Here is an 11,993-nt window from a genome sequence, read left to right as displayed (position 1 = left end):
CCGGCGAGCTCGAGGTGGACACCGGTCGACGGACCGTGCTCCGCGGCGGTCGACCGATCCCCCTCACGCTCAAGGAGTACGGCGTGCTCGTGGAGCTGGTGCGCGCCGACGGCGCGGTGGTCTCGGCCGAGGAGCTGCTCGCGCGGGTGTGGGACGAGCACGCGGACCCGTTCACCAACGCGGTGCGGGTGACCATGGTGGGGCTGCGCCGCAAGCTGGGGGAGCCGGCGGTCGTGGAGACCTTGCGCGGCGCGGGCTACCGGGTGGTCCGATGACGACGCGCGGCGACGGGCTCGGCGGCCTCAGCGTCCGGTGGCGGCTCACTGCCGTCTACACCGCGGTCGCCGTCGCGTCGGCGGCGGTGCTGCTCGCCGGGATCTACGTGCTGGTGAGCCTCGACCAGCGCTCCGGCCGCTTCATCGGGACCACGACCCGGCTGGACAGCACGAGCGCCGTGCCGCCCCCGGGCAACGACATGCTCGTCAAGCGGGCGATCATCGACGCGCAGGGGGAGGCGGTCGACAGCACCCTCGGCAACCTCCTGCTCTGGTCCGGGATCGGGCTGGTCCTGATGACCGCGGTGTCGGTCTACGTCGGCTGGCTGTTCGCCGGCCGGGCGCTCCGACCGGTACACACGATCACCAGCAGGGCCCGTCGGATCTCCGCGGACTCGCTCGACGAGCGGCTCGCACTCGAGGGACCGCGCGACGAGCTGCGGGAGATGGCGGAGACGTTCGACTCGCTGCTCGACCGGATCCAGGAGGCGTTCGAGTCCGAGCGGCGGCTGGTCGCCACCATGTCCCACGAGCTCCGCACCCCGCTGGCCAACCAGCGCACCGCGCTCGACGTGGCGCTGGCGGACCCGGACGCGGACGCGGCCGACCTGCGCCGGGCCGGCGAGGTGGCGCTGGGTCAGGCCGAGCGCGCCCAGCGCACCGTCGACGGGTTGCTCACCCTGGCCCGGGTGCAGGCCGGAGTGGAGGCGGTCCGCCTCGGTCCGGTGGCGTTCGACGAGGTGGTGCGGGCCGCGGTCGACGCGGCACGTCAGGACGCTCCGTCACTGGCGTGGGAGGTGGGGGTCGATCCGGTGATGGTCCGCGGCGATGCTGAGCTGCTGGCGCGTGCGGTGGGCAACCTGGTGCAGAACGCCGTGGTGCACAACGTCCCGGACGGGTGGGTTCGGGTGCGCCTGCTCGCCGGCGTGGGGGCCGCCGTGCTGGAGGTGGCCAACAGCGGCCCGCGCGTCCCCCCGGACACGGTCCACGCACTGACCCTGCCGTTCCGCCGCGGCAGCGCCGACCGCACGACCTCCGACCGTGGCACCGGCCTCGGCCTGACCATCGTGCAGGCGGTCGCCGACCACCACGGTGCCGGGCTGCGGCTCACCCCGCTGCCGGACGGTGGGCTCCAGGTCGAGCTGTCCCTGCCGCTCGGACCGTAGGCCGGGGCGGTCGCGCCGCGACCCGAGACCAGGGCTCAGCGCCAGCCCAGCTCCGGAGCGAGGTATCGCAGCACGCTCTCGATCACGTGCGCGTTGTAGTCGACCCCGAGCTGGTTGGGCACGGTCAGCAGCAGCGTGTCCGCCGCGGCGATCGCCTGGTCCTCGGCGAGCTCCTTGACGAGCTTGTCCGGCTCGCCGGCGTAGGACCGGCCGAACCGGGCGAGGCCACCGTCGATCTGTCCCACCTGGTCCTGGCTGGCCGACTCCCGCAGGAAGTAGGTCCGGTCCCGGTCGTCGACGAAGGGGAAGATGCTCCGGCTCACCGAGACCCGGGGCTCGCGGGTGTGGCCGGCCGCGGCCCATCCGTCGCGAAACCTCTGGATCTGCTCGGCCTGGAGTTCGTGGAACGGCACGCCGGTGTCCTCGGTCAGCAGGGTGGAGCTCATCAGGTTCATGCCCTGCTCGGCCGTCCACTCCGCGGTCGCCCGCGTGCCGGCGCCCCACCAGATCCGGTCCCGCAGGCCGGGGGAGTGCGGCTCGACCCGCAGCAGCCCCGGCGGGTTGGGGAACATCGGCCGCGGGCTCGGCTCCGCGAACCCCTCGCCCTCGATCACCTCGAGGAACCGGCGGGTGTGCTCGCGCGCCATCGCGGCGTGGTCGCCGTCCTCCGGCTCGTACCCGAAGTACCGATACCCGTCGACCACCTGCTCCGGTGACCCCCGGCTGATGCCGAGCTGCAGCCGCCCACCGGCGATCAGGTCGGCCGCGCCGGCATCCTCCGCCATGTAGAGCGGGTTCTCGTAACGCATGTCGATCACGCCGGTGCCGATCTCGATCCTGCTGGTGCGGGCGCCGATCGCGGCCAGCAGCGGGAACGGAGAGGCCAGCTGGCGGGCGAAGTGGTGCACCCGGAAGTACGCGCCGTCGGCCCCGAGCTCCTCGGCGGCGACCGCCAGGTCGATCGACTGCAGCAGCGCGTCCGCCCCGGATCGCGTCGCCGAGTGGGGCGACGGCGTCCAGTGGCCGAAGGACAGGAACCCGATCTTCTTCACGGGTAGTGCAACGCGCGGGTCGCGCAGTCATTCCGTGGGGGGTGTGGGGTGGTGGGGCTGGCCGGGCTGCTGCAGGTTTCTCAAGGTATGCAGGCGAACCTGCACATCCCACGCCGTACAAAGCCTGGGAAGTGCAGGTTCGCCTGCATACCTTGAGAAACCCGCAGTAGCCCCAGCCCCCTCAGTCCCCGCTCTGCCTGCTGAACGCGGTGTCGAACGACGCCGCGGGCGGTTCGAAGTCGAACCGGCGCAGGAACTCCAGCGCCTCGGGGGCGCCGTGCAGCCGGTCCATGCCGGCGTCCTCCCACTCCACCGAGACGGGGCCGTCGTATCCGATCGCGGCCAGGGCGCGGAACGCGTCCTCCCAGGGGACGTCGCCGCGTCCGGTGGAGACGAAGTCCCAGCCCCGGTGCTGGTCGCCCCAGGGCAGGTGGGAGGAGAGGATGCCGTTGCGGCCGCCGCCCATCCGCATCCGGGTGTCCTTGCAGTCCACGTGGTAGATCCGGTCGGCGAAGTCGGTGATGAACGCGACCGGGTCCAGGCCCTGCCACATCATGTGGCTCGGGTCCCAGTTGATGCCGAACTCCGGCCGGTTGCCGACCGCCTCGAGCGTGCGCTGGGTCGACCAGTAGTCGTAGGCGATCTCCGAAGGGTGCACCTCGTGCGCGAACCGCACCCCGCACTCGGCGAACACGTCGAGAATCGGGTGCCACCGGTCCGCGAAGTCCTGGTAGCCCGCCTCGATCCGCTTCGCCGGCACCGGCGGGAACATCGCGACGTACTGCCAGATCGAGGACCCGGTGAACCCGACGACGGTGTCGACGCCCATCGCCTGCGCCAGCCGGGCGGTCAGCTTCATCTCCTCCGCAGCGCGCTGGCGGACCCCTTCCGGCTCGCCGTCGCCCCACACCCGGTCGCGCACGATCGCCTGGTGGCGGAAGTCGATCGGGTCGTCGCAGATCGCCTGCCCGGTGAGGTGGTTGGAGATCGCCCAGCACTCGAGCCCGTGCCTGCGCAGGATCTCGAGCCGACCCTCGACGTACCCCTCCTCCTCGACGCGCCAGGCGTCGAGGTGCTCGCCGGAGACGGCGATCTCGAGGCCGTCGTACCCCCACTTCGCCGCGAGCCCGGCGACCTCCTCCAGCGTGAGGTCGATCCACTGTCCGGTGAAGAGCGTGAAGCGCTTGCCCATCAGTCCTCCTTGTCCCGTACGACGTCCACCCGCGTGCCCTGCTGAGCGGCGGACCGCTCGATCGCGGCCAGCACCCGCTGCACCACCAGACCCTCGGCGAACGATGGCGTCGGGTCGGTGCCCTGGTCGATCGCCATGAGGAGTTCCGCCGCCTGGATGATGAAGGTGTGGTCCCAGCCCAGCACATGACCGGGCGGCCAGAAAGCGCCCAGCCACGGATGGTCCGGCTCAGTCACCACGATCCGCTGCGAGCCGCTGACCTGCGCCGTCGGCCCGCCGCGTCCGTCCTGCACCTGCAGCTCGTTGAGACGCTCCAGGTCGAACCCGATCGTCCCGCGGTCGCCGTACACCTCCAGGGCGAGGCCGTTCTTGCGACCGGTCGCCATCCGGCTCACCTCGAGGCTCGCCACGGCGCCGGAGGCGGTCACCAGGTTGGCCCAGGCGGCGTCGTCGACGGTGACGTCCTCGGGTCCGTCCGGCCCGGTGCGGGTCGGCACGAAGGTGCGGAGGTGACCGGTCGCCGAGACCACCGGCTCGCTGAGCAGGTGCTGCACCAGGTCGACCACGTGCGAGCCGAGGTCGCCGAGCGCGCCGGACCCGGCGCTCTCGCGGCGCAGCCGCCAGGTCATCGGGGCAGCAGCGTCGGCCAGCCAGTCCTGGAGGTACGACGCCCGGACCTGTCGCACGACACCGATCCTGCCCTCGGCGATGAGCCGCCTAGCGAGGTCCAGCGCCGGGACCCGGCGGTAGTTGAAGCCGATGCCCGACCGCACGCCGCGCGCGGCGGCGGCGACGGCTGCGGCCACCATCTCCTCGGCCTCCGCCACGGAGTTGGCCAGGGGCTTCTCGACGAGCACATGCTTCCCGGCGGCGAGCGCGGCCAGCGCGATCTCGTGGTGGCTGTCCCCGGGTGTGCAGATGTCGACGATGTCGACGTCGTCGCGGGCCACCACCGAGGTCCAGTCGGTGGCGGACTCGGCCCAGCCGTACTGCGCGGCGGCGCCCTTCACCGCGCTGGCGTCCCGGCCGACGAGGACCTGCTGCCGGACCGGAGGCGTGTCGGGGAAGAACGCGTTGACGTTGCGCCACGCGTTGGAGTGGGCCTTGCCCATGAACGAGTAGCCGATCACAGCCACCCCCAGCTGCTCGGTCATCGGACTCCTCCTGAACTCAGGAACGCCAGGCCGTCGCGGGCCAGGTCGTCGGGGGAGGCCGCGAGCGGCCGCCAGATCGACGCCGCGACCGCGATCGCGGCGTTGTCAGGGGTGAAGCTCTCGATGGCCAGCGGGCCGTCGTACCCGATCTCGTCGAGGGCCTTCATCAGCGAGGGCCAGTCGGTCTGGTCGCCGCCGGGAGCCCCGCGGTCGCTGCCGCAGACCTGCAGGTGCACGAGGTGCCGGCCGGCACGGCGCACGGCCTCGGCGCTGGACCGCTCCTCGATGTTGAGGTGGTAGGTGTCGAGAGCCAGGCCCAGGCTCGGCCCGAGCAGCGGGCCGAGCGCCTCGAGGGCCTGATCGACGGTGTTGACGAGCGAGGTCTCGTAACGGTTGAGCGGCTCGATGCCGATCCGGACGCCCCGGCGCTCCGCGTGCTCGACCACGGGGGCGAGATTGACCCGCCACTCCCGGTAGGCGGCGCTCCGCTCGGCCGTCGTCATCCGCCAGACCCGACCGGTCTGCGCGTAGAACGGCCCGCAGGCCGCGGGCGCCCCGAGCGCCGCGGCCAGGTCGACGCAGGCCGCCAGGTACTCCTGAGTGGCGGCGACCGTCTCCGGGGAGGCGGAGACGAGGTCGCGCCCCGGCGCCATCGCCCCGACGACGTACGGCGCCAGCCCGGTCTCAGCCAGCACCGCGGCCGTCGGCCCCGGGCTGATGTCGCCGGCGTTCTCCAGCGGGATCTCCACCGCGTCGAAGCCGAGCGCCGCGATGCGCCGCAGCAGGTCGGGCAGGTTCTCGTCGGTGAGTGGGGAGGTCCACACCCAGGTGTTGACGCCGATGGCTCTCACGATGAGGCCTTTCCATGGTGGGGAGGTCGAGTCCATGGTGGGGAGGTCGGGGAGGGCGCGTGCGCGCGCTCCCCGACCTCCGCGCGGGCTACGGGATCTGGCGCTCCTGCCACACGTCCGGATAGCCGGGCAGGTCCTCGCCGCCGAACTTGGCGTAGTGCCCGTCGGGCATGCCGTTGTTCGCCTCGAGGTAGTCGTCGCGCTCCTCCTCCGTGATCGGCTCCTGCGGAAGCACCCACTCGGTCGGGATCTCCTCGCCCTTCGCGATCTTCTCCAGCGCCAGCAGCGGGGTGCGCCACTGGAAGTTCGAGTACACCGGGGCCAGGCCGTTCAGGCCGGTCTCCTCCCACTTGCGCAGGAAGCTCATCTCGTCCTCGCCGGTGATCACCGGGTAGTCCATGCCCGCGTCCTCGAAGGCCTCGAGCGCCGCGACCGAGCCGTCACCGGCGTCCATCCAGATGCCGTGGACCTCACCCTTGGTGATCTCGTCGGTGATGATGCTCTTGATCTTCTCAGGGTTGGCCCCGGTGAAGTAGTCCACTGTCTCGATGCCGTTCTCGTCGAAGATCTTCTTCGCGGCCCCCCAGCGGGTCTCGAGCACGTCCACGCCCGGAAGGATCCGCAGCGCGACCACCTTGTCCCCCTCCTCGAGGTTGTCGACGAGGAAGTCGGCGGTGGCAATGCCCCACGCATAGCCACCGATCGGGTGGATGAAGGTGGTCGCGCAGTTCGTCTCGACCCCGCGGTCGAAGACGACGACGGGCTTGCCCGTCTCACACGCCCGCTCCACGGCAGGGGTGAGTGCTGCGGTCGAGTTGGGCGAGATGATGAAGGCGTCGCAGTTGCCCTCCGAGATGAAGTAGTCGATGTCGGCGATCTGCTTGTTGTCGTCGTCACCGGCGTCGCGGGTCTCCATCTCGGAGATCACGCCGTTGTCCTCGAGCACCTTCAGTTGCTGGTTCATGGTGATCCAGCCCGTCTGGCGCCACGGGTTGGAGATGGAGGCGTTGGCGAAGCAGGCCTTCATCGGCTTGTCGGTCTTCCACTTCGACGTGTCGGTCATCGGGCCGTCGATGTACTGCAGCCACGGCTCGTCCGGGTTGCCCTCGAACGTGGCGTCCATCTGCTCCCGCTGCTGGTCGAAGTCGGCCTGGGCGAACCACTCGCTGTCGCTGCTGGCTCCGTCCGAGGTCTCGTCGGCACCGGGGTCGGCTCCGCTCTCGTCGGTCGAGCACGCCGTGAGCACGGCCAGTGCGGCCGCCCCCGCCAGCACGCCCTTGAGGTGGTTCCTGCGCATCAAATGCCTCCTGTGTTCGTGCCCGGGACGGGCTCAGTGGTGGGAGAGGGATCGCTTGTTCCCGAGTTCGATGGGGTGGCGGACCCGGTACGGCGACCACGGGTCCAGGCGCGGGCTGCGACCGCGACGGCGACGATGATGATCACGCCGCGCACGGAGTCGCGCCACGTCGCGTCGATGTCGAGCACCGTCAGCAAGGTGAAGAGCAGCTCGATGGCGAACGCTCCGGCCACCGCCGACAGCACCCAGCCGCGGCCCCCGCCGAGCACCACGCCGCCGAGCACGACGGCGGTGATGGCTGCGAACTCGTACCCCCGGCCCACGGTCGGATGCACGCCGGCGTGGCCGACCAGGAGGACACCGGCGACGGTCGCGGCCAGGGAGGAGAGGATGAACGCCTGCGTCTTCACCCACCACACGCGGGCGCCGGCGATGCGCGCAGCGTCCGGGCTGTCGCCGACGGCGATGAGGGTGCGGCCGAACGGCCGCCGCATCAGCCAGACGGCGGCTGCGCAGAGCACCGCGAGGATGATCAGCGGGTACGGGATGACCTCGACGACCGGCACGCCCTTGACCACGCCGCGGCCCATCTGCCGGAAGTCGTCGTTGGGCGGCGCGTCCGCGGCCCCGCCCGAGAGATGGCGCACCAGTCCTGTCAGCGCCAGCATCATCGCGAGCGTCACGATGAAGCTGGGCACCTGCAGCACCGTCGTCGCCAGTCCGTTGAGCAGGCCGACGAACGCGCCGAGGAGAAGCATCAGCACCAGGCCGGTGACGTTGCGGCTGGTGTCCTCGCCGATGTAGTTGCCGGCGATCACCACTTGCGCGGCGATCACCGCGGCCATCGAGAGGTCGAACTCACCGGCGACGATCACGTAGTACTGGCCCATCGCCGCGATCGCGATCGGCGCGGTGCGACCGAGGAACCTGATGATCACGCCCGGGTCGCCGAAGTTCGGGTTGGCGATGATGGTCGCCACCAGCAGCGCCGCGGCGAGCAGGAAGATCGCGCCGCCGGGCGTGCTCATCGACGCGGCCATCCGGCCGCCGATTCCGTGCGAGTACGCGGGAAGGGTCACGGCGCGGGTCTGGGTCGTCGAAGTCATCTCGCCTCCTGAAGCGCGGCGTCGAGCACACCGGGCCGCTCGAAGCGGGCCGGCCGGCGGTCGATGGAGCGTCGGGCATAGACAGCGACGGCAGCGACGATGACGGCACCGCGGACGACGTCGCGAAGGAACGGCGCAACCTCCATCACGGCCATGACGTTGTCCATCACCGCGAAGATCGCGACGCCGGCGATGGTGCCGGTGATGTTGCCCTTGCCGCCGGCGAGCAGGGTGCCGCCGAGCACCACCGCAGCGATCGACATCAGGTCGTACTGGCCCTGGCTGCCGATGGTGGGGTTGCCCACGGAGAGCCGGGCGAGCAGGAGCAGACCCGCGAACGCCGCCAGGACCGAGCACAGCACGTGCGCGGTGATGATCGGCACGGAGGTGCGGACCCCGGAGAGCCGGGCCACCTCGGGGTTGCCGCCGACGGCGTAGAGGTGGTGTCCCGTCCTGGTCCGCCGTAGCAGCAGGATGGCCAGCAGCGCGCAGCCGAGCATGATCAGCGTGGACACCGGAATCGGCCCGATGAACGAGATGCCGATCAGCCGGAAGGACCGAGGCGCGGAGCCGGTGTTGCCCTGGTAGTTGCTCGCGATGTAGCCGCTGATGATCAGGCCCATGCCGAGCGTGGCGATGAAACCGTGGACGTGCAGCAGGCTGACGACGACGCCGTTGACGAACCCGATCGCGGCAGCCAGGCCGACGGCGGCGAGAAGGGCCGGTGCGACGTTGCCGGTCTCGCCGGCCATGATGCCGGCGGCGACCACGCCGGTCAGGCTGGCGACGAACGGCACCGACAGGTCCAGGCTCCCGCCCAGGATGACCAGGGTCTGCCCGATCGCGATGAAGCCGAGGACACTGGTCGCGGCGAGGATGTCGCGCAGGTTGCCGGTGCTGAAGAAGTTGCGGCCCTCGACAGCGGTCAGGACCGAGCCCAGGACCACCGCCAGGACCAGGACGATCAGCACGATGCCGGTCGCGGTGAGCCCGCCGAGGCGCTTGGAGAGCGCGGGGGGCGGAGCCGTGATGTCGCTCACCGGGCCTCCTGGTGCGCTGCGCCGGTCGCCAGATGCAGGACCGCCTCCTCGGTGGAGCCGCTCGGCAGCTCGCCGGCGAGCACGCCGTCGCGCATGACGAGGATCCGGTCGGACATGCCGATCACCTCCGGGAGTTCGCTGGAGACCATGAGTACGGCGACGCCCTCCGAGGCCAGGACGCGCATCAGCTGGTAGATGGCGTGCTTCGCGCCGACGTCGATGCCGCGGGTCGGCTCGTCCATCAGCACCACGCGGGGGTCGGTGGCCAGCCAGCGAGCGAGCACCACCTTCTGCTGGTTGCCGCCCGAGAGGAACTGGACCTCCTGGTCGAGCGCGCGGGCCGCGACCTCGAGGTTGGTCAGCAGGCCGGGCACCTCGCGTCGGGCGCGACCGGTGCGGCGTGGGAAGACCGCGCGGACCGGACCCAGCGCGTTGTCGAGGATCGACTGGTTGAGAGCGAGGCCGGTCGCCTTGCGGTCCTCGGTCACCAGCGCGAGACCGGCCCGGACAGCCGCTCGCGGCGAGCGCGGCCGGAGCGGGCTGCCGTCGATGAGCATCGTGCCGCGGGTGAAGGGCCGGACGCCGAAGATCGCCTCCATCAGCTCCGAGCGGCCGGACCCCTGGAGCCCGGCGATGCCGACGATCTCGCCGCCGCGGAGGGTGACGTCGATGCCGTCGACGTACCCGTTGCCGGCGCCGCGCAGCTCGAGCCGGGGCTGACCGGGCTCGGTCCCCGCAACCGGGCCGGGGAAGAAGGCGGACATCTCGCGGCCGACCATCAGCCGGACCAGCTCGGCGTCGTTGAGCTCGGCGGCCGGGCGCGAGGCGACCTGGCGCCCGTCCTTGAGGACGGTGATGGTCTCGCAGAGGTCGAAGATCTCCTTGAGCCGGTGCGAGACGTAGAGGATGGCGACGCCGCGGCCGGTGAGCCGCTGGATGATGTCGTAGAGCAGGCCCACCTCGTGGTCGGCGAGAGCGGCGGTCGGCTCGTCCATCGCGATGATCCGGGCGTCGAAGCTGACCGCCTTGGCGATCTCGACGACCTGCTGCTCGGCGACCGACAGCGTCCGGACCCGCTGCTGCGGCCGGAGACCGGTGACACCGAGCTCGTCGAGCAGGGCCTGGGTGTCGCGCTGCATCCGGTCGACGTCGACCAGGCCGCGGCGGCGCGGCTCGCGCCCCAGCCAGACGTTCTCGGCGACGGTCCGCTCGGGGAGGAGGTTGAACTCCTGGAAGACCGTCGAGATGCCGGCCTGCTGGGCCTGCAGCGGGTGGTGGAAGACGACCGGGCTGCCGTCGAGCTCGACGACGCCACGGTCTGCGGTGTGCACGCCGGCGAGGATCTTCATCAGCGTCGACTTGCCGGCGCCGTTCTCGCCGACCAGGCCGTGGACGTGGCCGGCCCGCAGATCGATGTCGGTGTCCCGGAGCACCGTGTGCCCGACGAAGCTCTTCGTCAGTCCGCGGGCGCGGAGCAGCACCGGGGAGTCCTCGGCGTGGCGGGCGTCGCTGGGAGACTGCACGGGCTGCGGCACGCGGTCACTGTGGCACGCGTCACCCACTTCTGTCGAGTGTCCAGCAAAAGTCGCCTGCTGGACGTGACAAAGGGCGGCGTGGTTGACTCCCGCCGTGCGGCCTAGCGACGTCTTCGACATCCTCAGGGACGGTCAGCCGCGCACCCGGGCCCAACTGGCCGAGATCACCGGCCTCGCCCGATCCACGATCACCGCTCGGCTCGACGCCCTGATGCGGGTGGGGCTGGTGGTGCCCTTCGGCGGAGTGTCCACCGGCGGCCGGCCGCCGTCGCTGCTGGCGTTCAACCCCGGTGCCCGAGTGGTCGCGGGCGTCGACCTAGGCGCCAGCCACGCTCGCGCAGCGATCGCGGACCTGGACGGTCGGATCCTCGTTGAGCGCGGGACCCAGCTCGACATCGCACTCGGCCCGGAGCGGGTGCTGGGATGGGTCGAGGAGGTGGTCCGAGAGCTCCTCGCCGAGCAGGGGCGCGACGTCAGCGAGCTGGCGGCGATCGGCATCGGCCTCCCGGGCCCCGTCGAGCACTCGACCGGCCGCGCGATCAACCCGCCGATCATGCCGGGGTGGGACCGGTACGACGTGCCGGGGCACGTGCAGCAGGCGTTCGCGGTACCCGTCCTCGTCGACAACGACGTCAACATCATGGCGCTGGGCGAGCAGCACTCCCAGCTGCGTGACGTCGCCGACCTGGTCTTCATCAAGGTCGGCACCGGCATCGGGGCCGGCATCATCTCCGGCGGCGCGCTCCAGCGCGGCGCACAGGGCACGGCCGGGGACCTCGGCCACGTGTTCGTGGCCCGCGGCGCCGACGTGACCTGCCGGTGCGGCAACCGGGGCTGCCTCGAGGCGATCGCCGCGGTCCCCGCGGTGGCCGCCGCGATCCGCGCCGCCGGCGTGGACGTGCCCGCCGACCAGGACGTGGTCGCGCTGGTCCGTGGCGGCGACCGGGTCGCGATGACGGCCGTCCGCCAGGCCGGCCGGGACCTCGGCGAGGTGCTCGCCGCGCTGGTCAACCTGGTCAACCCCTCCGTGATCGTCATCGGCGGCGCCCTGGCGGCCGCCGGGGAGGGCTTGCTGGCGGGCATCCGTGAGGTGGTCTACCAGCGCTCGCTGCCCCTCGCCACCGAGCACCTCCACATCACCACCTCGCGCGCCGGCGAGCGAGCCGGAGTGCTCGGTGCCGCCGCCCTGGCGATCGGCCACGTGCTCGCGCCCGAGTCGATCGACCGCGCCTGTGGAGTGCCTCCACCGACCGCCGGAGCCCTCATCTAGGGTTCTTCGGTGACCACCGACCAGGCGACCGGCGCGCCCGCGAGCGACTCGCCGG

11 protein-coding genes are annotated in these 11,993 nt (G+C 71.6%); 3 read left to right on the top strand and 8 right to left on the bottom strand.

The features are described 5' to 3' along the window. Both E7Z54_RS21700 and E7Z54_RS21695 read left to right on the top strand, forming a co-directional pair. Positions 1–275, top strand: a 275-nt coding sequence (locus tag E7Z54_RS21700) for a winged helix-turn-helix domain-containing protein (RefSeq protein WP_136436812.1), incomplete at its 5' end; no start/stop codon positions are given. Beyond that, positions 272–1,441: a sensor histidine kinase gene (locus tag E7Z54_RS21695; RefSeq protein WP_136436811.1), complete on the top strand. Its 1,170-nt coding sequence runs from the start codon at positions 272–274 to the stop codon at positions 1,439–1,441. The genes E7Z54_RS21700 and E7Z54_RS21695, both read left to right, overlap by 4 nt. A gap of 35 nt (positions 1,442–1,476) precedes the next feature. Here E7Z54_RS21695 and E7Z54_RS21690 read toward each other — a convergent pair whose 3' ends face one another. From E7Z54_RS21690 to E7Z54_RS21655, 8 genes are all read right to left on the bottom strand, one after another. Next, entirely contained in the window at positions 1,477–2,493 is a 1,017-nt protein-coding gene (locus tag E7Z54_RS21690) for an LLM class flavin-dependent oxidoreductase (protein ID WP_136436810.1), read from the bottom strand. A gap of 181 nt (positions 2,494–2,674) precedes the next feature. Beyond that, entirely contained in the window at positions 2,675–3,685 is a 1,011-nt protein-coding gene (locus E7Z54_RS21685) for a sugar phosphate isomerase/epimerase family protein (RefSeq protein WP_136436809.1), read from the bottom strand. Continuing rightward, positions 3,685–4,839 carry a Gfo/Idh/MocA family protein gene (locus tag E7Z54_RS21680; protein ID WP_136436808.1) on the bottom strand — a complete coding sequence of 385 codons (1,155 nt, stop codon included), beginning with the start codon at positions 4,837–4,839 and terminating at the stop codon, positions 3,685–3,687. Before E7Z54_RS21680 ends, E7Z54_RS21685 begins: the two co-directional genes overlap by 1 nt. After that, positions 4,836–5,690, bottom strand: a complete 855-nt coding sequence (locus E7Z54_RS21675; protein ID WP_206056458.1) for a sugar phosphate isomerase/epimerase family protein — start codon at positions 5,688–5,690, stop codon at positions 4,836–4,838. Before E7Z54_RS21675 ends, E7Z54_RS21680 begins: the two co-directional genes overlap by 4 nt. Positions 5,691–5,778: 88 nt before the next feature. Then, positions 5,779–6,987: a substrate-binding domain-containing protein gene (locus E7Z54_RS21670; RefSeq protein WP_136436806.1), complete on the bottom strand. Its 1,209-nt coding sequence runs from the start codon at positions 6,985–6,987 to the stop codon at positions 5,779–5,781. Further along, on the bottom strand, positions 6,987–8,093 hold the full coding sequence (locus E7Z54_RS21665; protein ID WP_136436805.1) for an ABC transporter permease: 1,107 nt from the start codon (positions 8,091–8,093) through the stop codon (positions 6,987–6,989). The genes E7Z54_RS21670 and E7Z54_RS21665 overlap by 1 nt, the downstream gene beginning before the upstream one ends. Beyond that, positions 8,090–9,133, bottom strand: a complete 1,044-nt coding sequence (locus E7Z54_RS21660; protein WP_206056457.1) for an ABC transporter permease — start codon at positions 9,131–9,133, stop codon at positions 8,090–8,092. The genes E7Z54_RS21665 and E7Z54_RS21660 overlap by 4 nt, the downstream gene beginning before the upstream one ends. Then, positions 9,130–10,668: a sugar ABC transporter ATP-binding protein gene (locus E7Z54_RS21655; RefSeq protein ID WP_206056456.1), complete on the bottom strand. Its 1,539-nt coding sequence runs from the start codon at positions 10,666–10,668 to the stop codon at positions 9,130–9,132. The genes E7Z54_RS21660 and E7Z54_RS21655 overlap by 4 nt, the downstream gene beginning before the upstream one ends. 94 nt (positions 10,669–10,762) lie before the next feature. Between E7Z54_RS21655 and E7Z54_RS21650 the strand changes: the two genes are divergently transcribed. Further along, entirely contained in the window at positions 10,763–11,938 is a 1,176-nt protein-coding gene (locus E7Z54_RS21650) for an ROK family transcriptional regulator (RefSeq protein ID WP_240769835.1), read from the top strand. The last annotated feature ends 55 nt before the right edge of the window (positions 11,939–11,993 follow it).

The organism is Nocardioides sp. (genome assembly GCF_004803405.1).
GTDB classification, from domain to species: Bacteria; Actinomycetota; Actinomycetes; order Propionibacteriales; family Nocardioidaceae; genus Nocardioides; species Nocardioides vastitatis.
This window is presented reverse-complemented; position numbering and strand designations above follow the sequence as displayed.

Bases quoted from the DNA above. Each gene is read 5' to 3' on its own strand.
- E7Z54_RS21695 (WP_136436811.1), top strand. From the start codon at position 272: ATGACGACGCGCGGCGACGGGCTCGGCGGCCTCAGCGTCCGGTGGCGG.
- E7Z54_RS21685 (WP_136436809.1), bottom strand. From the start codon at position 3,685: ATGGGCAAGCGCTTCACGCTCTTCACCGGACAGTGGATCGACCTCACG.
- E7Z54_RS21680 (WP_136436808.1), bottom strand. From the start codon at position 4,839: ATGACCGAGCAGCTGGGGGTGGCTGTGATCGGCTACTCGTTCATGGGC.
- E7Z54_RS21670 (WP_136436806.1), bottom strand. From the start codon at position 6,987: ATGCGCAGGAACCACCTCAAGGGCGTGCTGGCGGGGGCGGCCGCACTG.
- E7Z54_RS21665 (WP_136436805.1), bottom strand. From the start codon at position 8,093: ATGACTTCGACGACCCAGACCCGCGCCGTGACCCTTCCCGCGTACTCG.